Source organism: Providencia zhijiangensis (genome assembly GCF_030315915.2).
Lineage (GTDB): Bacteria > Pseudomonadota > Gammaproteobacteria > Enterobacterales > Enterobacteriaceae > Providencia > Providencia zhijiangensis.
On sequence record NZ_CP135990.1, the window covers coordinates 1,845,100 to 1,867,341 of the forward strand.

Consider the following 22,242-nt stretch of genomic DNA (forward strand, 5'->3'; position numbering starts at 1 on the left):
ACTTTTGTTATTATTCTGCTGGTTTTTTTAATCCGTTCAGAAGTATATCGATACTGGCAATACTCTGTTTTAGCCGTATTTCACTCTTATCTTGCGCTATCCAGTACGCCGCTTCGGATAAGCCCCCATTCAGTAACGCAGCGAGGGCGCGAGGCTCTACGTTGGCAATGGTTTTATCTTCCACCAGTTTGGTGATGATCTTTTCAATGGCATCCGCACACTGTAAGTTAGATTTCGCGATGGCTTCCCCTAATACCGCTTTAGCATCCCGTAAAATTACTTGCTGATATTCAGGCTCGAGCGCCATTTCTAAATAGGCATGACAGCGGCGTTGAAAGCTTGACCACAGGTCATCGCTGTTGTCCGTGATTGTCTGTAAACGTTGGTTCATTTCAGCATCTATTTGTTCGACAACCGCCAAGAATAATCCCTGTTTGTCTCCAAAATGGTGATATAGCGCGCCGCGAGTCAGTTCAACACTGGCCGTTAAATCATCCATTGATGTTTCTGCATAGCCTAAACGGCAGAAGAAATCTCGTGCCGTCGCCAGTAATAGGGCGCGAGTTTGTTCCATTTGGGCTTGTGTTCGTCTTGCCATAAAACCTCTTACATACATTGCGTATGATTATTTACATTCATCTCGTATCAATATATCATTTTTATACATACACACCGTATATATGTTGAATTTTTATTATGGAGATACTGCATGCTGAGCCGTTACCAACAACTTTTCCACGCTTCAGGAAGCTTCCAATTTGCTTTGGCAGGGCTTTTGGCTCGCTTAGCGTTACCCATGATGGGGATTGGGATTATTACCATGCTGTCAATGTTGCAAGGAAGTTATGCACTGGCAGGTGGCGTTTCAGCTACTTTTGTGCTGACTTACGCCTTATTATCGCCGCAAATTTCTCGCCAAGTGGATAGCCATGGTCAGTTTCGCGTATTGCCGTTAGTGACTTTTATTAGTGTTCTGGGTATGGGGCTAATAGTGGCGTCTACGTGGTTAGGGCTTTCTTATATTTGGCTATTTTTAGGGGCATTTCTGTCGGGCTTTATGCCGAGCATGTCCGCTATGATCCGTGCAAGATGGACGCAGATCTACAAAGGGGATCCGCTGCTGCAAACGGCTTATTCATTGGAAACTGTCTTCGATGATTTGACGTTTATTGCGGGGCCTCCGCTATCCGTCGGGCTGACTGTGGCTCTGTTTCCCCAAGCGGGAATTATGATTGCGGGTATTTTATTATTGTTGGGCGTTTTACTCTTAGTTTCTCAACGTAAAACGGAACCTACCTTAATCGATAATCACCAGATGATGAGCGAAAAGACGTCTATTTTGCGTCTACCTAGCTTGCAGTTGCTGATTATTCTCATGATTTCGTTGGGCGTAATTGTGGGAACGGTGGATATTTTGAGTGTGACGTTGGCGCAGATTCAAGGACAGCCCGCGATGGCGAGTTTAGTGTTATCTCTGTATGCCATTGGTTCTTGTGTGATGGGGGTGGTATTTGGAGGAATGCGTATATCAATGCCTTTGCCGCGTATGTTGCTAATCAGCGGGGTTCTGACATTGCTATCGATTATTCCTTTGCTTTGGGTTACGGGTATTTGGTCGCTGGCGATTGTGATGTTTATTTCAGGATTATTTTTTGCACCAACGATGATTATCGGTATGTCGCTGGTGGAGAATATTGTTCCCGATCACCGTTTAACGGAAGGGATGACATGGCTGCTGGCGGGACTGAATATTGGAGTGGCATTTGGTGCGATGCTTTCAGGTAAAATGGTGGATGAGCTCGGAATATATGCAGGATATTGGGTTGCTATTGTTGGCGGTATTTTGGTGGTGCTGTGTTCGCTACTGAGCTATGGAATATTGATGCGCCAAGAAACGGCAGTTTGTTCCTCCTAAGGGATGGATGACATGCTATGATGTGCTGCAATTCATTCCTAGAAATAAAATCGATAGGTTAACGTCAATATGGTGATTTGGGTGGATGCGGATGCGTGTCCGAAAGTGATTAAAGAAGTGTTATATCGCGCGGCCGATAGAGAAAAAGTGCAAATTACATTTGTGGCGAACCAGCGTTTGTCGGTTCCTCCTTCTTTATTTTTAAAGACACTGCAAGTTCCTGCAGGGTTTGATGTCGCAGATAATGAAATTGTTTTACGTGCACAGGCCGGTGATTTAGTGATTACAGCTGATATTCCATTGGCGGCGGAAGTGATGGAAAAGGGCGCGGTGGCATTGAACCCTCGAGGTGAACGTTACAGTGAAGCGACCATTCGTGAAAGACTGACAATTAGAGACTTTATGGACACGATGCGAGCTAGCGGTGTACAAACTGGGGGGCCTGCTAGCTTAAATCAACGTGATCGCCAACAATTTGCTAATGAGTTAGATAAGTGGTTGCTGCAACGTCGAAAATCATTGGGATAGTTTTTTAGTTCGTTCACATACGGTGGATTTTCAATAACCTGACGTAGGTTGCATCCCGAAGGGTTATCCCTGTCTATAATAAAAAAATCCTCCGATAATGTGAGACACCATGATGGATCCACTACACAGTATTCTGATCACCTTGTTTTTGTTTGTTTTGACCTTTTTTAACCCCGGTGCCAACCTATTTACGGTAGTTCAAACGACATTAAGTTCAGGTAAAAAAGCCGGATTAACTTGTGGTTATGGGGTTGTTCTGGGGGATGCGATTTATTCAGGGTTAGGGCTATTTGGGCTGGTGGCATTAATGACGCAGTTTGAATCGCTATTTTCCCTGATTAAGATTCTAGGTGGATTATATTTATTGTATTACGCGATCAGTGTCTTTCGAAATAAAACGCAACTGTCCCTTGCTACCGAAAAAAATACAGAAAATTTCCCAACAGGTGTTTATTTTCGTCGAGGGTTAATTGCTGACTTATCTAACCCTCAAACTGTTCTATTTTTCATGAGTATTTTCTCTACTACTATTTCACCTTCGACACCATTGTGGACTAAGCTGGTGATTTGGTTAGGAATTGTGGTGGCTTCTTTAGTTTGGCGTATTATCTTATGCCAGACATTTTCACTCTCTTCTGTAAGACGAACATATTCCCGTATCCATAAAGTGATAGGCAAAGTGGTCGGATTGATTTTAGGCGGGTTAGCTTCTAAATTAATTTACCAAGGTATTACTGAGCTTGCCTTTAAAAAATAAACCTCACTGAAAGGACCATAAATGGGAATAACTGCATTGTATTTGGCGGCTGTGCTGACATGGATTGTTGCACTATTGCATTTTGCGTGTCTAGTTTGGGGTGCGGCTGGATTTAAGTGGCTCGGAGCAGGGGAACGGATCGTTAAACAGGCTCAAGAAGGGCATTGGTATCCACCATTTACGGCGATTTTTGTCGGAACGGTATTAACCATTTGGGGGTTGTACGCATTCAGTGCAGCTCAAGGTTCTTTTTCTTTACCTTTTACTCAACCAATCTTAATTGCCATTGCTGCTGTATTTTTAATTAGAGCGGCGATATTTCCACTGATCAAAAGCCGCTTTAAAGGCAATAGCGACCTATTTTGGTATGTCAGTTCCGGGTGCTGTTTGATATTGGGCACATTATTTTTAGTCGGTGCACTATTTTACTAAATGTGACTGTGTTTAGCATGATTCAGGAAAGGTGACAGTGTCACCCTTCCTGAATTAAATGATCATCAACAGGATTAATAAGGCAGTAATTTAGCACCTTGTTGTGGTTTTACTTCTTCGAGAGTCACATTGTAAGTATTGTTCTTTGAACTGTGGGTAAGCTTGGTGACAGTAAAGTTTGCATGAGGTGAATACAGTACTTCGCTTTCATCATTATTAAAACGTAGCCCACCGGAAACAGCAATTCCACTACCACTATTTCCTTTTACCATAAACATTATTTTATGCTCATCTTGGCTTTGGGTAGCAAAGTTTTGAGCAACCTTTGGGTTAGAAGAGGTTGAGAAGAATTGACCTAGCTGATAAGTCGCTACATTACTGCTATTTTTATCTGCATTAAATTGTTCAACCAATGCCTCTAACCCTTTCTGTGTCATCCCTTGACCACGATAAGTGGTTGTGCTTTTTTCGGATGGTGTATACCAGTTTTTAGCAGCCGTTTTGACTAATTCGCTTAAATCTTCACTTTTAGATTTTAAGGTGAATTTAAGCTCCTTGTTACCTTTAGAGAAAATATCTGAACCATGAACACGTTCATATTCAGCAATCACTTTATTGCTACTTAAACTTGCCGCTTGAGTGGATGCTCCAAATAGGTAACGAGCTTGAGAGTTTATCGCTTTACAGCCAGCATTGCTTTGATAAATAGCGGAAAAATCATTACGCTGATTGGTGAGTTTCTCGGCTGCTTTTTTGTCAGCGGTTTCTTGCAACTCAATTTTTTTCAATTGGGCAGTAATTGGTTCCAACTCTTTTTTAATATTTTGAATGTTCTGTTTTTCAGTGTTCAATTCTTTGTTTAATGAGACAAGCTTCTGCGCTGCTTCATTTTTTTTGCCTTCCAGTATCTTGATTGAATCCGATACGGAAATACTGCCTTTTGTGATGCCTAAGTTTTGGGCCGCTTCTTTTCTCTCTGATTGATAACGACCACCTGAAAAGATGTTTTTCAAGAAATTGCTACCTTGCCCAACTTTAAAATGCCCATTTTTCAGTCGAACGTGGCTATCTTTTCCATGTTGATCAGAAATGCCACCTAATTCATTTAGGAATGAATCCTTTTGATTAATAGAGCGTGTTAACTGCTTAATACCAGAGTTGTAATTATCAATAGATGAGGTCACTTTACTGAGTTGTGCAGATAACGTATTTTCTTTCGCAATCAGCGATTTTTTCGTCGATATGGGAGTAGTCTGTGCTGAGGCAGAGATATTCTGTGTAGATATGTTAGACATTGATTTATTCCAGAGTTAATTATGTAGGGTAATTTATCTTTGGATAACATATCAAATGTCTATTGATTAACTTGTAGAAAGCGATGCTATGATGATTGAGCCTCAGTTATCTAAAAAAACAACTGAGGTTATTGATAATATTTTAAGAAACAGATTAACGAGAGGCAGATTTTACCCACTCAGTGACTTCCTCAAATGTCCCTTTGAAAACAATTCGCTCCTGTTTTTTGCTTAACTGATAGCGGTACATCGGATCATAATATTCATGAAGAAGTGGTGTAAGCCATGAGAAATGAACGTCTGTTTTTTCCGTTTTACGTTGAGCAATCAGCGCATCATCAAGGAGTTTAGTTAGTTCTATCGCTCGCTGGGAACCTAAACGTTTACGAATAGCATGTAGACCATGGTGTAGGTATTCGCTGTAGGCATTCCAACCTTGCTCTTCACCAAATGCGGTAAGAAAATCGTGGGTCATTCGGTCAAAATATTCCTCTTTTAACCTTTCCATGCGGCGCTCAATGGGGTCTTCGACCACTGCAATTGTTGCTGTTTCCATTGCTTGGCGTAGTGAATCGGGAAGGCTGTTCACGCCAATGGCTCGCCCTTCATCTTCAAGCACCCACCGGTTGTGATTGGGGGCTTTTTTTAACATAGAAACCGCTAAATGATTTTCAAACGTCGCCTGTGAAAATTGGGCTTCTAAAGTACGACCAAAGGAGGAACCGCGATGATGGGCAATACCTTCGAGGTCAATACTATCTTCAAGGTTTCGGACTAATAGTGTTTTCCCATTACCAGTACAACCGCCAATCAAGATAGTTGGGCGTTGAGCGAGTTCATTAATTGCATCAATTGCAGTTTGGCGTAAATTTTTATACCCCCCATTAATAAGCGGATATTCAATGCCAGCATTTTTTAACCATTGTTGAGCAATATGGGAACGCATTCCACCGCGAGCGCAGCAGAGATAGCCTTCAGGGTGTTGTTGACAAGCCGTTTTCCACGCATTAATTCGATTTTCACGTAATTCACCCGAGACTAATTGATGCCCTAACTCGACCGCTTTGTCGGAGCCTTTTTGTTTATAACAGATCCCGACGGCAGTGCGTTCATCGTCATTCATTAAGGGTAAATTACGTGCCGACGGCATAGCACCTTGTTGAAATTCAACGGGAGCACGAACATCAATGATTGGGGTGTCAGAAGCGAGGATCTGGCGAATTTCAGGTGTGGAGAGCGCTAATTCCATAATAAATAAAATGATTCATATCAATTCGGATTTCGATAAAGGCTACTATACTCCTAAATAGGGATGATGGCACCTTATCTGGGACGAAAAGAGAACGGAGTGCTATATTGGAAGTCGTCTTTCAACTTTCGAAGGAGTAATGACATGAAAACCCTAACACTGCAAGAGATGACTGAAACGCAAAGAATGCGGGTGAGGCAACGACTGGCTCAAGAGCGTAAAAGTTTAGGGCGCGAGTTGACCAATTCAGAAGAAAGCAAAGTCAAAAAATTGATCATTACCGAAATCTCGGCTGAAGTTGAAAAAGAAGCCAAAGCCTTAAGAACCCAGAAGAAAAAAGAGCGTGTAACTGGAAGCAATGCGACCTACAACTGGTCATCTAATAACCATACTCGCGGTTATCGCTAGCAAGTTTTTTGTCGTAAATTCAACATCAACACCACAAAGCACCTATTAAGTAGGTGCTTTTTTTATGTCATGAAAAAACACAGTGTTTTGATTATTACAAGCGTATACTGATTATTAGCATTCTTATAATTGCAATTTAAATAATATCAGTGAGCTGTAATAGGAGTCTGATCATGGCAGAAGAACACGAACCGTTTGGCACTTTACTTGGCTACGCCCCCGGTGGTGTTGCAATTTACTCTTCCAATTACAGTTCCATTCCCGATTTAGGTGAACGGGACGATATCTCGTTTCGCAGTTATATCAATAATGAATATATGGGATATAAATGGCAATGCGTTGAATTCGCTCGCCGTTTTCTCTATCTCAATTATGGCGTGGTATTCACCGATGTTGGCATGGCATATGAGATTTTTTCATTACGTTTCTTACGTCATGTAGTGGATGACGGTATCTTGCCATTGCGCGCGTATCAAAATGGCAGTCAAATGAAACCCACTGCAGGAAGTTTACTGATTTGGGCGGAAGGTGGTGAATTTGAGCACACTGGGCATGTTGCTGTAATCACTCATGTGCTTGAGAATAAAGTGCGAATTGTGGAGCAAAATGTTTTACACCATAAACTTCCTGCCGGACAGCAGTGGACCCGAGAACTCCCTCTAAGCGTCAATAATGGAAGTTATACATTGTCTGATACATTCACCGATACGACGATCCTCGGTTGGATGATACAAACGGATAATAACCAGTATGCTTATAAAGAACCTGAAATTAATCCACAATTAATGGAGCTGCACGCGGCTCAGTTGGGTAGCCAAATCAACTTCAATCAAAGCTGGTTAGATGAATCTAACCCGATTGAATTAGCTTATATAAAGGCTAACCATGGGCATAAATTGAATGCCAATCCTCATGAATATTTCACGATTTCCAGTACTGCCGAAAATCAGCTCATGCAGGCAACAAATGAAGTTCATTTGATGTATTTGCATGCGACTGAAAAAGTCCTCAAAGATGACAACTTACTGAAACTTTTCAATATCCCCGAAATTCTCTGGCCACGTTTGCGTTTATCATGGCAAAACCGCCGTCATGATATGGTGACGGGTCGCCTTGATTTTTGTATGGACCATCGTGGATTGAAAGTTTATGAATACAATGCGGATTCAGCTTCTTGCCATACTGAAACCGGGTTAATTATTCATAAATGGTCAAAAATAGGGGGGCTCAGCACTGGCTGGAATCCAGGTGGGCGTCTGCAAGAGTTACTTACGGATACATGGAAACACACTACTGCAAAACCGTTTATTCACATCATGCAAGATAAAGATAGTGAAGAGGACTATCACGCGCTATTTATGGCTCAATCCATCACGGCAGCAGGTTTTGAATGCAAAATCATCCATGGTTTGGATGAGTTGGTTTGGAATGAAACGGGCCAAGTGGTGGATGGTGAAGGGCGAGTGCTTCAATGTGTATGGAAAACATGGGCATGGGAAACCGCTCTGGAGCAGTTACGCCAAGAGAGCGAAAGTGACCTTTCTGGTCTACCTATCTTAACCGGTCACCCTCATCATAATGATGTCCGGCTGATTGATGTGCTGTTGCGTCCAGAAATTCGTGTTTTTGAACCGTTATGGACGGTGATCCCTGGAAATAAATCAATCCTGCCGATTCTATGGTCACTGTTCCCGCATCATCCATATTTATTGGATACGGATTTTGAAATTAACGATGAGCTACGCCAAACAGGGTATGCCGTGAAGCCTATCGCAGGGCGTTGTGGTAATAATATTGGGCTGGTTGATCATCAAGACGATATTCTGGATGAAACTTGTGGGCAATTTGCCCATCAAGAGAATGTTTATCAGCAATTATGGTGTTTACCGAAAGTGGTAGAACGTTATATTCAGGTCTGCACATTCACTGTGGGAGGGCATTATGGTGGTGCATGTTTACGTTCTGATCCTTCTTTAGTCATTAAGAAGGACAGCGACATAGAACCGCTTTGGGTGCTTGAAGACGATGACTATCTGAAGCAAAACTAATAAGAATAAAAGCAAAAAAATGGCGCTATCTTTAATACTGAAGATAGCGCCACTTTCGAGATATAGATTAGAACTGGTACACTAAACCCAGACCTAAGACATTATCAGTATTGATGTTGTGATCACGAGTGAACTCATTTTTATTCAATAAGTTAATTTTGTAATCAACGACAGCGGACATGTTGTTGTTGAACTCATAAGCTGCGCCAACAGCCAGGTATTTTACTAAATCTTTGCTGCCATATTCGCCAAGATCTTTCCCTTTAGATTGGTTATAACCAATTGAAGGGGTTAAACCGAAATCTAAGGTATAAGTCGCAACAACTTCTAAGTTTTCTGTTTTATTAGCAACGGCTTCGGCATCATCTTCTCCGTAGCGAGTTGCATTCAGTGCTTGACCATACATAGCTGCGATGTAAAGGTCTTCCCACTCAAATTTACCCCCGACGTTCCACACTTGCGCGCGTTCGCCTTTTGCTCCAATAGCACCATCACGCTGGCTTGGTGTACGACTTGAGTTTGCATAGCTTCCCCCTAAGGTGACGCCGTAACCTAATTCATAAGCAGTTGATAAACCATAACCATCACCGTTATTTTTTAGTGCATCTTCACCAGAGGATTTATTCTGATCGCCATTTTTGCCTTGGTATTGCAAGGCAAAGCTTAAACCATCAACATAGCCGAACATGTTATTGTTACGATAAGTCAACAAGTTACGGTTGCGTCCCATCATGAAATTATCTTCTTGATCCATGGTATCCGCGCCCCAAAGTGGGAGAACATCAGTCCATGCATTGACATCGTAGTTCACACCGTAATTACGACCGTAATCCAAAGAACCAAAATCAGCGAATTTTAAACCGGCATAAGCTAAACGGTTTTGATTTTCATGGTCACTTTCTGATTTGTTGGTTGGAGTTTCCCATTCAAAACGGCCATAACCTGTGAGTTGGTCGTTGATTTGAGTATCACCACGGAATCCTAAACGAACGCGTGAATCATCACCATCTTCACCACTTTTTGAGTCGGCGATATAGTGGCGAACATCAACTTGTCCATAGATATCAAACTTGTTGCCGTCTTTGTTATAAACTTCTGCCGCGTTAGCTACGCCTGCGACTGCCAGAGTTGTGATAAGTGTTGCTAATTTACTGTATTTCATATAAAAACCCTTTAAACCACGTATAAAACAGTTGATTTTGTGTATGCATAGGAAATAAACCGCGCTTATTATCAATGGAAGGTATCAATTCAGGCAATATATAATTAAATGAGAATCATTCAATAAGTCGATTCCACTGAACTAAATGTAATTACTCGCAAATTATTTCGTAAAACCGCTATTTGGAGAGTGCGGATGAAGGAGGGGGATTTCAGGATTATCGTATAGTGAACTGGAACGGCAACATTTAGAATGTGATGCATACCAGATGGTCATAGAAGGATAATAATTGATGCCATGGACGTTTTCTCATCCTGCTGTTGTTTTTCCTATTAAACATTCTTTCTTGGGAAAATGGCTAAGTTTACCTGCGATGATCCTTGGGAGTTTGAGCCCAGATTTATTATATTCGTTTGGATTGTATCGATTAGCTTCAGAAACCCATCATATTGTAGGATGGCTATCTATTGGATTACCTCTTTGTTTTATTATTTATGTCATTATTCTGAAGCTGGCTTTACCATTATCAACCGTTATACCTTTTGTGATTAAAAAAACACAGGGCTGGTCTATCCTCAGTATTTGTATTCTCGCTATATCTTTCTTTATTGGTGCATTAACGCACATTGTTTGGGATTCTTTTACTCATGATACGGGCACGATGGTGCGGTCATGGTCATTTTTGCAATTCAATTTATCCATGTCCGATAAACAAGAAATTGCTATCTATAAAATTTTACAACATTCAGGTTCATTATTAGGTTTGCTCTATTTAAGTTATCAATATTGGCGATATTATCGAAAGCAGACAAAAGTACAGCAAAACATTGATAACCAAAAACTCAAAAAGATAATAGGGATTGGGACTGCTTCCTTACTATTCGCACTGCCGATTGCCTATTACCTCACACCCAAATTACCCAATTTTCACTTTAACCGCTTCGTTTATTTAGAACTTACCATGGCGGTGCCATTTTTCTTTGGTGGTTTAGTTATTTATGGGATGTGGGTAAATTTCCATCAGTACGGTAAACAGTCTTAAATATCACCATTAATTCACACTTATCTGAAATTAATTATTGATTTGTTCCATAATAGAAGCCAATGAAAACTCAACTAAAGGAATACAAGGGTGAAGATTAAAAATATTATATTTACGGTTTTTTTAGTGATTGGGATCCTATTTCTGCTTGGTACCGCATTCTCGCTCTATTCCAGCATGAATATGACAAAAAATGGGGTAGAAACAACAGGGATTGTGACTGATCTGGATGTCAGTGTTTCAGAGGATAAATCAAAAAGCTATTTCCCGATTATTGAATTTACGACGCAAGATAATCAAAAAATTGAATTTCGCTCTTCCATGGGTAGCAGTAGCTATCGTGGCAGCATAGGGCAATCTATTGATGTGTTGTATGATCCAACTAACCCCCATGATGCGGTGATTAATTCTTTCTTTGGAATTTACGCGTTAAGTATTTTTTGTGGTATTTTCGGCGTTGTATTTACATTAATTGGCGGTGTTCCGTTTGCTTTTAGCATGGTAGGTAAAAAGAAAAATACGCGCTTATTACGTGAAGGCACTCCAATCCAAGTAAAAATTACTGGGGTTGAAGAAAATACGATGATCCAGATAAACAAGCAGTCGCCATACCAAATTTTGGCGGATGTGCATGATAAAAGCACGAATACAATCAAGCGTTATAAGAGTGAAAATATTTATTTTGACCCATCGCCATATATTGATAGAGAAACAGTCACAATTTACCTCGATAAGAATAATGCCAATAAATATTATATGGATATAAGCTTCCTACCAAAAATGAAATAGTGAAGGTTAGCGGCCTCGATGAATTTAGGTTCGAGGCGGTTATTTTTACACTAAGATTTAGCCAATTCGGGTGTTTCACTCATACTACGACGAAGCAATAGCATCACGGAAAAAATAGCCAGGCCAACAATAAATCCAATCATATTGGTCACTTGCCAGCCGACAAAATAAAAGGCGACTCCCGCTAATAAGCTGCCAATAGCACCAAAACCAAAGATAAGAAAATCGGTCATTCCCTGTATTTTACCTCGTTCATGATCGCGGTATGTTCGCGGTAATAAGTGTGTGGTGCCAATTAAAATACAGTTCCAGGCAAGTCCTACTAGTGTCATTGATATTAAAAAGTGCGTATAACTGGCCCCCGTTAAATTTAATAAATTCGCCACCATAAGGCAGGCTATTCCCAACCACAAGAAAGGTTTTACGCCAAAGCGACTGATCAAATGTCCTGTAAAAAAGGAAGGGGCAAACATACCTAAAATATGGCATTGGAAAACAAAGGCGATGGAAGTGAATGTAAAGTCTTGAGCTTTCATTGCCAATGGAAATGCGCCGACCATGTAAACGACCAAGGCATAACTTATTGCGCTAACGAAAGCGATTAAAATAAGTAATGGTTGAGAGTAGAGTTTTGAATATGAACGCGCTTGTGGAACATCTGCAGAAAATGTCGTTTTACGCTGAGCTGTTAACGGGATCATTAATAAAAGTATAAATGCCAAAATATAAATGATCGTCAGTGCCGCGAAGGTGCCCATAAATGGATATTGGGCAATAAGTGTGCGTGTTGACATCGCTAATGTAGGCCCTAGTAATACCGCGACAATACCACCACTCATGACTAATCCGATGGCTTTTGCACGCAGAGCAATTGGTGCTTCTTCTAAAGCGGCGAAGCGATATTGTTGAGCTGTACCAATCGCGATACCTGTAAAAAAAGTTCCCAGAGAAAATAGCCAAAAACTTTGAGTGTAAATACCTGAAATAGCGAAAATTGCGCCCATTAATCCACCAATATTTCCCAACATAAAGCCAGCTCGACGGCCAAATCGCATCATGAAATGCGCCATGGGAATGGAGGCTAAAATCAAGCCAATATATTGTGACAATAGAGGGATGGTTGCATAGGCTGGGTCATCCGCTAATTGCGAACCAATCAGCACAGCAACAGAAAGAACGAGGGCATTACCCGTTGTAAATAATGCGAGAGCGGCGGCGAGCCAAAAAACTGAGCGAGGCATAATCATTCCTTATTGTTCATAAAAATCAACAATAGTAGAGGGAGAAAACGAATATGCCGGATGATACAACTTCAAGTTAACTTTAAGTCAAGCGAGGTTTTTGGCCAATTTTGCGATATTTTGTTTTAAGCTGGTAGAGAGAATTTTTTGGAACTTAGGGCACTGTAAATGGTTATCTGCTGAGCACTGTTCGATATGCTGTAACCCTTGTTTAAGCTTTTGGAGTTCTTGGATTTTCTGATCAATTTCATCTATTTTTTCTCGCAAAATAGGGCGTTCAATTCCATTTTCTGGCAGGCGATTTAGCATGTTTGCTATTTCATCCAGTGAAAATTGAGCCTGTTTAGCAAGAATAATAAGGGAAAGATGAGTAAGAACTTCAGGGGCATACAACCGAGTTAAACCTTTTCGGCCAATCGGTTGAATCAAACCTTTGCTTTCATAGAAGCGAATAGTTGCAGAGGTAAGGCCCGTAAGTTTGGATACCTGGTTGATAGAGAGTGTTTTCATCGTAATTTTGTGCTCTATATAAATAACGTTTATTCGCTAACTTATCACCTAACTATGCTGAATTGAATTATGGTTGATGACTTATTTATATCAAGAATGATTAACTCAGCTCATTCCAAGGCAAATTGTGTTAAAAATGAAGGAAATATATGATTAATAATGGACTAAAGATTATTATCACTGGCGGTCCCGGCGCAGGTAAAAGTGCAATTATTGAAAATTTAATGGCTAAAAAATACACTTGTTTACCGGAATCGGGTAGGGCCATTATTCAAGATCAAGTCTGTATTGGTGGTAACGCATTGCCATGGCTCGATAGACAATCATTTGCTGAGATGATGCTTTGCTGGGAATTACGATCATGGCATTTGGCTAATCATCATAATGAAATCTGTTTTTTTGACCGAGGGCTGCCCGATATTGAGGGTTATTTGAATTTATGTTCAATTCCAATTCCCAAGTATATAGAACGAGCAATAAGTACGTTTCAGTATAATAAAAACGTATTCATCGCACCGCCATGGCAAGAAATATATGCGCAAGATAAGGAAAGAAAACAAACATTTGATGAAGCAGTGATGACCTACCATGCGATGGTGGCGACCTATAAAAAATATAATTATGAATTAATCGAAATTCCTTGTTTACCCGTTGATGACCGGGTTAATTTCATTCTTTCTTATGTGAATCAATGATATGAATAAAAAAATTCTTGTTAGTGCTTGTTTAATGGGGCATAGCGTTCGTTACAATGGAACAGCAAAGGCGCATTTACAAACAGTTTTAGCCCGTTTGCACGAGGAGCAACGGTTAGTGATTTTTTGTCCTGAACTAGCAGAGGGCTGCCAACTCCGCGTTTGCCCGTAGAGATTATTTCAGCCACAGGTTATGAAGTTATGCAAGGCAAGGCCAAAATGGTCGAAAAGACTGGAAATGATGTGACGCAACAATATCAATTGGCGGCATGGCTTGCTTTACGAAGAGCTGAAGAAGAAGGATGTGTTGCTGCGTTATTAACGGGTGGCAGTCCTACTTGTGGTGTAAATCAGATTTATGATGGCACATTTAGTGGAAAAACCATTCAAGGAATGGGGGTTGCTACTACGTTATTATCTCAGTCAGGGGTCTCTGTATTTTCTCACTCCGAGATCGATGAGTTAGTGCAGTGGTTAAATAGCTCTGAAAGATGACAAGACCAGAAATAGTTACTAAATTATCTAGTTATACATCTATTCATTTATTCACTAGCAAGTTCCCGGACATCGCGCCTTGTTGATGAATTTTGATGCTAAAACATAGGGTTATAAACATTTTCGGAGCGATTATGCGTTTTGATATGGTTGATTTACGGTTATTTGTAAATACCCACAAAGCTGGGAGTATTACAGCGGGGGCTAATCTATCTAATTTAAGTTTGCAATCAGCCAGTGAACGTATTCGAGGTATGGAAAATGAGCTTGGTGTTTTATTATTGACGCGCTCTTCGTCGGGGATAAAACTGACAAATGCAGGGTTGACACTATTAAATCATGCGAATCAGGTGCTATTGCAAATCGACCATATGCGCAGTGAATTGCGACAATACAGCCAAGGTCTACGTGGGTATATTGATTTATTATGCAATTCTTCAGCACAAGCTGGTTTTCTTCCAAAAAAATTAGCGGACTATCTGCAAAAATACGCGAATATTAGCGTTGGGATCCGTGAAATGCCGAGTGAAAAAATCATCAGTAGCCTCAATAATCAAATGGCAAACTTAGGGATTGTTGCAAATCCGTCGTCATTATATGACTTGGAATTTAAGTTCTTGTGTGATGACCACTTGGTTATTTTCGCGCCATTATCTAAATCTAACGATTTAAATGATCAAAGCATCTTTTCACTCAGCCAAATTGACCATCATGATTTTATTGGGCTTTCTCAAGGCAATGCTTTGCAGGATTATATTGACCATCATGCACAGAACTTGGGGACTACATTAAATTATCGTATGCGTTTAGCAACAATGGATGCGGTGATGCAATTAGTGAGTGAAGGGCTTGGCTATGCCATTTTACCGAGACAAGTAATATCTCGGTTTATCGGAATATATCCAGGAAATATCATCCCTTTATCTGATGAATGGGCAAAGCGCAAATTGTATATTTGCGTCCGAAGACTTGATGAATTACCGAGTTATATGGATGAGTTTGTTAAGTTTTTACTTGAATAACATATAAACGCCCAATACGATTAATCCAAAGAAAAAACAGCGTCTAAATATTTTTTCACTAATCAAATTTCTACAATATTGCCCCACATACATGCCAATAATCGACGGAATAAGTGCAATTGAAGAGGTGTAATAATCTATAGTCTCACTACTATTTTCCCTTATTAATAAGATGGCTAACGCAATTGTTGACGCGGTAAACGCGAGACCTAATGTTTGTATTAATTCATTTTTATTAAGATTTAATGATTGTAAATAAGGAACGGCAGGGATAACAAAAACCCCCGTGGCTGCGGTAATAACCCCAGTGATATAACCAACTAGTGGGGATAGCCATCGTTCATTTTTACTCGATATTGACGATTTAGGGAGTAACATGGCCACCAGTCCATAAATGATTAATATCAGACCCAGTACAGGAAATACCCATTCTGATGCTGAGCTCAATTTTGGTAATGGGCTATAAACAGTGCCAATAAAAATCGCGATAATAAATAAGTAAAATCGTCGAGCTAAGTTTAAAAACTTACCACCAATCATAAGCTGCCATATATTGGTGACGAAAGAGGGAATAATCAGAATACTTGCTGCAACAGCAGGTTCCATGACCGTTGTTAGCAGGCCCATTGATAGTGTAGGCAAGCCAAGTCCAATGACACCTTTAACAAATCCCGCCAAAAAGAAGATCACTAAAATTAATGCCATATAGGGTTTACCTTTAAATTGTTGAGTATTGTTCAAAGGGTAATCAATTAAATAACAATAACCTATACGGATTATTTTTAGGGGAGCTCCGGAAAATACAGAGCAAGGCTTTCAGCAAATTATGGCTATTATTGCGCTCAATGTTTGTCATTTCGATGGTTATCGAAGTGATATTAATACGAGATTGATAACCTATTTAACGGTTAACAAGGAGACATAAAATGATCGCAGTGATATTTGAAGCACGTATTGCACCGAATAAACAGGAACGTTATTTATCTTTAGCAGAAAAATTAAAGCCGTTACTGAGCGATATTGAAGGGTTTATTTCAATCGAGCGTTTTCAAAGCTTATCGAACGAGGGCAAGATGATTTGTAACCCCATTGCGTGCAATAAATTTGAATTAATCTGTATAGAATATGAACCGGCTTTTTTGGTTGGTCAAGATTTTTATTATTTTATAATGACTTGTAAAAGTTAGCGTTTTAGTTGCAAAGATTAACTCGCGATTGATTTCTATCTAAATATTAAAGTGGAGTAGGCTGGTTTCTTAAATCAAGCTATAAGTTTTTCTATCAGCTACTAAAAATTATCATCATTTGTGAACTATACGAAAGGAAATATAATTTTTAATAAAAATAAGGCCCTAAAAAAATTAAATTTCAACTTATGCTGAAATAAACTCATTATATAAATATCGACCATCAAAGGTTTACTATGACTTTACGATTTAAAATATTCGCCGCATTGGTTTTAAGCATGCCTATTGTGTCCTCTGCATTTGCTTTGACTTTACAGGAACAAGTTAAACAATACGAAAAAGAGGGTTGGAAGGTTGGTTTGTCAATTCTATTTTCAAATGATAAAGAGATTTCAATCAATGGGGAACAACGTTTTCCGTTAGATAGTACTGTAAATAATAAGCAATAAAAGGCTGGGGTTCTATGAAAGAACCCCGATATTATTTACTTCGCGGCTTTAAGCAGCGCATCCCAGTCATCCGGTGGATGACCTTTTTTCAGCATTTTACCGAATACTTTATAGGCGTCCGTTTTACTGCCGTAAGTGCGCAGTGTGCTGTCATCATTAACCCATGCCAGAATAATGATTTTTTGGCTGAAATTATATCGGAAGAATAACCGGTACCGGCCATTACCAAATTTGGCTCTGGACCAGTTCGTGTATTTCTCACTGATGGCATTACCAGGCCTGAATTCCGGGGTGCGGGGATCACTTGTGATGTTCGCTATTGATCTCAGCAGATGAGCTAAAATCTTTGTGTCAGCTTTTTTCTGATAAGTATCCGGAAGCTTTACTTTTAGGTCTTTAACGCTTTGAACTAATTCATCATATTGTTCTTTGAAACACGGGTGGGCGTAGATTGCCCACCCGTTCAGGCATTCAGGAAAATCCATATTATTTATTCTTCGTCGATGATGTCATCGTCAAGGTTGACGTCCATATCAGCAACCAGTTCGAAACCACGGGACATATCGAGGTGTTGAACAGTCTGAGGATTATTTGTCATATCCTGCGCCAGAAAGTTGAGGAATGATGCCATAACCGGATCTTCCTTTTCATTCTGATGGCGTGATATCAGCACATCACCGGTGCTGAGCAATTTGTAATGGATACGGTCGCCGCCATGCAGGTGAAGTGCATCCCTGATGGGAGCGGGAATAGTGGTCTGATGGCGCTCTGTTAATTTAGAGTCTGCTTCAAGCGCAATATCTTCAGTACAGACGTAAGCAAGCATAAATTGCCTCCCTTTTTATGTACAACTTACTGTCTGATTATACGATTTTTTCAAAACAATGCAAATGCATTGCAATGCAACTGCATTGTGAAATGACATATCCAGTAAAATCACAGTTCTTTACATTGCTACGGCGGCGCCCAGAGATATTAGTATTCAGCGTTATGTAAGAACACTCAAATTGAAAGGGGCCATCTCATGAAGTTATTGGTTATTGTGTCCCATTAATTCAATTTAACATAATATGCATTATGCGAATCCAAGTGTAAAATGAAGGAATCCAGCGTTTTGGCTGGTTAATCATGTTGGTTCGTTTATCGCTTAAACTGCCTTTTATCTATGACCAATTAAGCTTTTAGCCGTCGCTTCATGTTCGCCAGTTAAAGTTCCATGAGATTTAAAATGTGAGCTTGGGGATCATACTGGCGTTGTTAACTTTGACGATTGAACTTCCTTACCCATTTTGTCATCGGTACTTTTAAATGACAGATCACCTCAATGCATTATGAATAAGTTAAGATTTTATTTAATAGCAAATGAAGCATCCAAAATACTAAAGCACAGACCACTCTCAAAAGTTATCACCCTACGTTTGACGCCAAACAAAAATATAGTGGCATATTACTTTTATAATGACTGGCTTACTTACTCATATAGATGTGGTCACATGGCTAACAAACTGAATCTTAACTGGCCTGAATTTTTAGAAAAATACTGGCAGAAAAAACCCGTTGTATTGAAAAATGCATTTCCTGATTTTGTCGATCCTATCACTCCAGATGAACTGGCTGGTTTGGCGATGGAACCGGAAGTCGACAGCCGCCTAGTCAGTTTTATTGATAACAAATGGGAAGCGAGCCATGGCCCGTTTGAGGACTACAGCGAATTAGGCGAAAAAGGATGGTCGCTGCTAGTGCAAGCCGTCAACCATTGGCATATGCCTGCCGCTGAACTGGTGAAACCGTTCCGCGTGCTGCCTGAATGGCGTCTTGATGACTTGATGATCTCCTATTCAGTGCCTGGCGGTGGTGTTGGGCCACACATTGATAACTATGATGTTTTCATCATTCAAGGAATGGGACGCCGCCGCTGGCGAGTGGGTGACGCCCTTCCCATGCGTCAGTTTTGCGCACATCCAGCATTATTGCATGTCGACCCGTTTGAGCCGATTATTGATGTAGAAATGGCGCCGGGCGATATTCTGTATATTCCGCCGGGATTCCCTCACGATGGTTTCACCTTTGAAGATACCATGAACTATTCTGTCGGCTTTCGTGGCCCGACCGGACGCGATCTGTTGAGCAGTTTTGCAGACTATGCGCTGGAACAGGATTTGGGCGGAATAAATTATGGCGATCCTGACCTGAAAGTCAGTAAAAATGCAGGAACCATAGAACCTCATGAGGTTGAACGCCTACGAGCAATGATGATTGAAATGGTCAACAAGCCCGGTGATTTTGAACAGTGGTTAGGCCGTTTTGCAACCACCCCTCGCCATGAGCTGGATATTGCCCCTGCAGAACCGCCGTATCAGCCGGAAGAAGTACTGAGCGCTTTGAATGCCGGTGAAAAATTGATACGACTAAGTGGGTTGCGTGTTATGCGCATCGGCGATTATTTCTTCGTAAATTCAGATGGTTGGAATACCTCAGAAATAAAGGGTGCCGACGCATTGTGCCAGCTTACGGAAGTCGGAATGAATGAACTCGGTGAAGCATTGGAGAACCCAATTTTTGTCGCTGAGTTGACCGAATTTATCAATCAGGGATATTGGTATTTCGAAGAGTAAATAACATCAGCCTAATAAGATAAAACACCTGCAAACGGGTGTTTTATCTTATCTTTCATTACGATGCATTACTCGTCATAAACTCAATAAACTTTCTTGTTTTCAACGGAATATAACGGGCATAGGGATAAATTAAAATAAACGGACGCGTTGTTCCTGCGTACTCTTGCAGAACTTCTACTAACTCACCGCGTTGCAATTCTTGCTCGACAGTAAATCGATATACCTGCATAAGGCCAGCCCCATTTTTCACTAATGTCAGAGTGGCCAAAAAATCCTGCTGGCATAACAAACGCCCTGTCGTCTCTACTTTTACAACATTCCCTTGTGAACGAAATGTCCACGGTATTTTTCTACCGCTACTGGGTAAGGAATACTGAATACATTCATGATGCATGAGGTCAGAAAGAGCATGGGGTGTGGAATGCTGCTGCAAATATGAAGGTGCCGCCACAATGATGAGTTCAGCATCCTCAAGGCGACGGGCAATTAATCCTGAATCATGTAACTCACTTCCTCTGATAGCAACATCATAGTTATCCTCTGAAAAATCAATATTTTCATTACTGACCTCCAGATTTATTTTCAATTGAGGATACAGAGAACAGAACTGATTTAATCGAGGGAGCAATCGATAATGCGCATAGAGTGTTGGAACACTAATTCGAAGTACCCCTACTGGAACCTGATGTTCCCCAGAGATTTTGTTTTCGGCCTCAATAAGCTGATTCAGCGCATTTCTGCAATCCAAATAATATTGTTGCCCTGTGTCGGTTGTTCGCATACTGCGTGTCGTTCTAACAAATAATCGGGTTTGCAATCTTTTTTCAAGTCGGCCAACAGAACGACTGACAGCCGCTGGTGTAACGCCAGCTGCATTAGCCGCCGCTGTAAAACTACCAGTTTCTACGGTAAGGCAGAACAATTCGATACTGCCCATTTGCATATCATCAAAATAGCGTTGCATAGCGACCTGAAAAATTAGTTACATAATGTATAAACTATAATAACACTGAGATTATTTTTCAATTTTAAGTAATGAATTATTGTTATGGGCAACATCAATACAACAACGCCAACTTCTGTAATCAGTCGATGGCACGACAGAGAACAATAAAATGCCCTATATCAATATCAAAGTGACAGATGAAGGTGTCACCGACGATCAAAAAAAACGCCTCATTGAAGGTGCAACCACCCTGCTCAATCAGGTTCTTGGCAAGCCGAGATCGTCTGTTTTTGTCGTAATTGATGAAATCAAAACTGATAACTGGGGAGTTGGCGGGGAGACCGTAACCGATCTTAGAAAAACGAAAATTCACGATAAGTTGGAGATAAAAGTATGAAAGCTGCAGTCATTCATCAATTTGGTGGCCCTGAAGAAATAAAATATGAAGAGTTAAAAATGCCTCAACCGGGTCCAGGCGAAGTGCTCGTTAAAACACTGGCAATTGGCACTAACCGACTTGACCATTATGTACGTTTAGGTGAAATTTCACCCGATATCACCTTTCCCCATGTTTTAGGTTCTGATGCAGTTGGCCAAGTTATAAATTGGGGCAAGGACGTCACTGGATTTAATGTCGGTGACCGCGTTATCTCAATGCCTGGTTATCCATTAGATCCGTCAGAAGTACATGTTCGCCCAGTGACAGTTGCCAGTAGTTACGCTATTCCGGGAGTTCACACTCAAGGGACCTATGCGGAATATATTGTCGTACCTGCGCAGTGGTTACTGATTGATAATACGGATTTACCTGTTGAACAAATCGCTGCACTTCCAGTCCCACTACTTATTGCTATTCGTTCTGTTGAAATTGTTGGTGAAGTTAAAGCCGGAGATACCGTTCTGGTGCAGGCTGGTGCGTCAAGTACAGGGATGATGAGTATTCAAGTGGCGAAAGCACTCGGTGCTCGCGTGGTAACAACAGTACAAAATTCAAGCTCTGTCGAAATAGCACAAGAGTTTGGCGCTGATTTTATTATTAACACCTCTGAACAGGACTTTGTTTCCGCCATCCATGAATGGACCGAAGGAAAAGGCGTTGACGTTGCAATTGATAACTTAGGTGGCGACATTCTTCAAAAAACAATCAATGTAGTGCGCCCAGAAGGCATTATTGTCTCAATGGGTTTTATGGCAGGTACGCAAGCGACAATCGATGTGCGTAACTTTTTCTTCACTCAAAAACAGCTGCGAGGAACATTGGTTGGCGATATAGAAGATTTTTCAAGATGGCTTCCTGCTATTAAAAAAGGGTTAATCAGACCATTGGTTGACAGTACGATGCTGTTATCTCAGGCTGCTAATGCTCATGAGCGAATTGCAAACAACCAGGCACGTGGCGCGATTATACTTATCCCTTGATATTATTCCGCCTCAGCCACCGACCTCTATAATAG

At 40.7% G+C, this 22,242-nt stretch carries 25 protein-coding genes and 1 pseudogene; 16 read left to right on the forward strand and 10 right to left on the reverse strand.

The annotated features are described in order from the left end of the window. Positions 1 to 10: 10 nt before the first annotated feature. A complete protein-coding gene (locus QS795_RS08410) occupies positions 11 to 598 on the reverse strand; it encodes a TetR/AcrR family transcriptional regulator (protein WP_286270770.1) in 588 nt (195 codons plus the stop codon). A gap of 111 nt (positions 599 to 709) precedes the next feature. Here QS795_RS08410 and QS795_RS08415 point away from each other — a divergent pair, with 111 nt between their 5' ends. The 4 genes from QS795_RS08415 to QS795_RS08430 all read left to right on the forward strand — a co-directional run bounded on the left by QS795_RS08415 (position 710) and on the right by QS795_RS08430 (position 3,632). Next, complete coding sequence (locus tag QS795_RS08415; RefSeq protein WP_286270769.1) at positions 710 to 1,915, forward strand: MFS transporter; 1,206 nt, start codon at positions 710 to 712, stop codon at positions 1,913 to 1,915. 69 nt (positions 1,916 to 1,984) lie between these two features. Continuing rightward, on the forward strand, positions 1,985 to 2,443 hold the full coding sequence (locus tag QS795_RS08420; protein WP_154603793.1) for a YaiI/YqxD family protein: 459 nt from the start codon (positions 1,985 to 1,987) through the stop codon (positions 2,441 to 2,443). Between the two features lie 109 nt (positions 2,444 to 2,552). After that, entirely contained in the window at positions 2,553 to 3,200 is a 648-nt protein-coding gene (locus tag QS795_RS08425) for a homoserine/threonine efflux transporter (RefSeq protein ID WP_286270766.1), read from the forward strand. A gap of 21 nt (positions 3,201 to 3,221) precedes the next feature. After that, positions 3,222 to 3,632 carry a hypothetical protein gene (locus QS795_RS08430; RefSeq protein WP_286270764.1) on the forward strand — a complete coding sequence of 137 codons (411 nt, stop codon included), beginning with the start codon at positions 3,222 to 3,224 and terminating at the stop codon, positions 3,630 to 3,632. A 74-nt stretch (positions 3,633 to 3,706) separates the two neighbouring features. On the opposite strand, the gene QS795_RS08435 is transcribed toward QS795_RS08430, so the two are convergent. After that, complete coding sequence (locus QS795_RS08435) at positions 3,707 to 4,816, reverse strand: ADP-ribosyltransferase domain-containing protein (protein WP_318627150.1); 1,110 nt, start codon at positions 4,814 to 4,816, stop codon at positions 3,707 to 3,709. Positions 4,817 to 5,081: 265 nt separating this feature from the next. Continuing rightward, positions 5,082 to 6,176 (reverse strand): tRNA 2-selenouridine(34) synthase MnmH, encoded by a 1,095-nt coding sequence (mnmH, locus tag QS795_RS08440; protein ID WP_286270760.1) that lies wholly within the window; start codon positions 6,174 to 6,176, stop codon positions 5,082 to 5,084. Positions 6,177 to 6,320: 144 nt separating this feature from the next. Here mnmH and QS795_RS08445 point away from each other — a divergent pair, with 144 nt between their 5' ends. Together QS795_RS08445 and gss are read left to right on the forward strand one after the other, a co-directional pair. Beyond that, on the forward strand, positions 6,321 to 6,584 hold the full coding sequence (locus QS795_RS08445) for a YjbD family protein (RefSeq protein WP_132495964.1): 264 nt from the start codon (positions 6,321 to 6,323) through the stop codon (positions 6,582 to 6,584). Between the two features lie 173 nt (positions 6,585 to 6,757). Continuing rightward, positions 6,758 to 8,632: a bifunctional glutathionylspermidine amidase/synthase gene (gene gss / locus QS795_RS08450; RefSeq protein WP_286270759.1), complete on the forward strand. Its 1,875-nt coding sequence runs from the start codon at positions 6,758 to 6,760 to the stop codon at positions 8,630 to 8,632. Positions 8,633 to 8,699: 67 nt separating this feature from the next. Here gss and QS795_RS08455 read toward each other — a convergent pair whose 3' ends face one another. Continuing rightward, a complete protein-coding gene (locus QS795_RS08455) occupies positions 8,700 to 9,794 on the reverse strand; it encodes a porin (RefSeq protein WP_286270756.1) in 1,095 nt (364 codons plus the stop codon). Between the two features lie 292 nt (positions 9,795 to 10,086). Here QS795_RS08455 and QS795_RS08460 point away from each other — a divergent pair, with 292 nt between their 5' ends. Next, complete coding sequence (locus QS795_RS08460; RefSeq protein ID WP_286270754.1) at positions 10,087 to 10,836, forward strand: DUF4184 family protein; 750 nt, start codon at positions 10,087 to 10,089, stop codon at positions 10,834 to 10,836. A 90-nt stretch (positions 10,837 to 10,926) separates the two neighbouring features. Further along, positions 10,927 to 11,625, forward strand: a complete 699-nt coding sequence (locus tag QS795_RS08465) for a DUF3592 domain-containing protein (protein WP_286270752.1) — start codon at positions 10,927 to 10,929, stop codon at positions 11,623 to 11,625. A 50-nt stretch (positions 11,626 to 11,675) separates the two neighbouring features. Here the strand turns inward: QS795_RS08465 and QS795_RS08470 are convergent, their stop codons facing one another. Both QS795_RS08470 and QS795_RS08475 read right to left on the reverse strand, forming a co-directional pair. After that, positions 11,676 to 12,866, reverse strand: coding sequence for an MFS transporter (locus QS795_RS08470; protein WP_154638457.1), 1,191 nt, complete (start codon positions 12,864 to 12,866; stop codon positions 11,676 to 11,678). Between the two features lie 87 nt (positions 12,867 to 12,953). After that, complete coding sequence (locus tag QS795_RS08475) at positions 12,954 to 13,376, reverse strand: MerR family transcriptional regulator (RefSeq protein WP_318627151.1); 423 nt, start codon at positions 13,374 to 13,376, stop codon at positions 12,954 to 12,956. Between the two features lie 149 nt (positions 13,377 to 13,525). Here QS795_RS08475 and QS795_RS08480 point away from each other — a divergent pair, with 149 nt between their 5' ends. From QS795_RS08480 to QS795_RS08490, 3 genes and pseudogenes are all read left to right on the forward strand, one after another. Then, positions 13,526 to 14,071, forward strand: a complete 546-nt coding sequence (locus QS795_RS08480) for an AAA family ATPase (protein ID WP_318627152.1) — start codon at positions 13,526 to 13,528, stop codon at positions 14,069 to 14,071. 1 nt (position 14,072) lies between these two features. Continuing rightward, positions 14,073 to 14,566: pseudogene (locus tag QS795_RS08485) on the forward strand (2-thiouracil desulfurase family protein). A 134-nt stretch (positions 14,567 to 14,700) separates the two neighbouring features. Continuing rightward, on the forward strand, positions 14,701 to 15,588 hold the full coding sequence (locus QS795_RS08490; RefSeq protein ID WP_286270746.1) for a LysR substrate-binding domain-containing protein: 888 nt from the start codon (positions 14,701 to 14,703) through the stop codon (positions 15,586 to 15,588). Here the strand turns inward: QS795_RS08490 and QS795_RS08495 are convergent. Beyond that, positions 15,577 to 16,293 carry a sulfite exporter TauE/SafE family protein gene (locus QS795_RS08495; RefSeq protein WP_286270744.1) on the reverse strand — a complete coding sequence of 239 codons (717 nt, stop codon included), beginning with the start codon at positions 16,291 to 16,293 and terminating at the stop codon, positions 15,577 to 15,579. The genes QS795_RS08490 and QS795_RS08495 overlap by 12 nt on opposite strands. A gap of 221 nt (positions 16,294 to 16,514) precedes the next feature. Between QS795_RS08495 and QS795_RS08500 the strand changes: the two genes are divergently transcribed. After that, a complete protein-coding gene (locus QS795_RS08500) occupies positions 16,515 to 16,775 on the forward strand; it encodes an antibiotic biosynthesis monooxygenase family protein (protein WP_286270742.1) in 261 nt (86 codons plus the stop codon). 236 nt (positions 16,776 to 17,011) lie between these two features. Beyond that, positions 17,012 to 17,224 carry a serine hydrolase gene (locus tag QS795_RS08505; protein ID WP_286270741.1) on the forward strand — a complete coding sequence of 71 codons (213 nt, stop codon included), beginning with the start codon at positions 17,012 to 17,014 and terminating at the stop codon, positions 17,222 to 17,224. Between the two features lie 35 nt (positions 17,225 to 17,259). Here QS795_RS08505 and QS795_RS08510 read toward each other — a convergent pair whose 3' ends face one another. Next, positions 17,260 to 17,709 carry a type II toxin-antitoxin system YhaV family toxin gene (locus QS795_RS08510; RefSeq protein WP_286270740.1) on the reverse strand — a complete coding sequence of 150 codons (450 nt, stop codon included), beginning with the start codon at positions 17,707 to 17,709 and terminating at the stop codon, positions 17,260 to 17,262. A gap of 5 nt (positions 17,710 to 17,714) precedes the next feature. Beyond that, complete coding sequence (locus QS795_RS08515; protein WP_154603774.1) at positions 17,715 to 18,050, reverse strand: type II toxin-antitoxin system PrlF family antitoxin; 336 nt, start codon at positions 18,048 to 18,050, stop codon at positions 17,715 to 17,717. A gap of 667 nt (positions 18,051 to 18,717) precedes the next feature. Between QS795_RS08515 and QS795_RS08520 the strand changes: the two genes are divergently transcribed. After that, positions 18,718 to 19,839, forward strand: a complete 1,122-nt coding sequence (locus tag QS795_RS08520; RefSeq protein WP_286270738.1) for a ribosomal protein uL16 3-hydroxylase — start codon at positions 18,718 to 18,720, stop codon at positions 19,837 to 19,839. 58 nt (positions 19,840 to 19,897) lie between these two features. Here QS795_RS08520 and QS795_RS08525 read toward each other — a convergent pair whose 3' ends face one another. Further along, positions 19,898 to 20,806 carry a LysR family transcriptional regulator gene (locus QS795_RS08525; protein WP_286270736.1) on the reverse strand — a complete coding sequence of 303 codons (909 nt, stop codon included), beginning with the start codon at positions 20,804 to 20,806 and terminating at the stop codon, positions 19,898 to 19,900. 151 nt (positions 20,807 to 20,957) lie between these two features. On the opposite strand from QS795_RS08525, the gene QS795_RS08530 reads away from it, so the two are divergent. Further along, positions 20,958 to 21,185, forward strand: coding sequence for a tautomerase family protein (locus QS795_RS08530; protein ID WP_154603771.1), 228 nt, complete (start codon positions 20,958 to 20,960; stop codon positions 21,183 to 21,185). Beyond that, entirely contained in the window at positions 21,182 to 22,207 is a 1,026-nt protein-coding gene (locus QS795_RS08535) for a quinone oxidoreductase family protein (RefSeq protein ID WP_318627157.1), read from the forward strand. The genes QS795_RS08530 and QS795_RS08535 overlap by 4 nt, the downstream gene beginning before the upstream one ends. Positions 22,208 to 22,242: the final 35 nt, after the last annotated feature.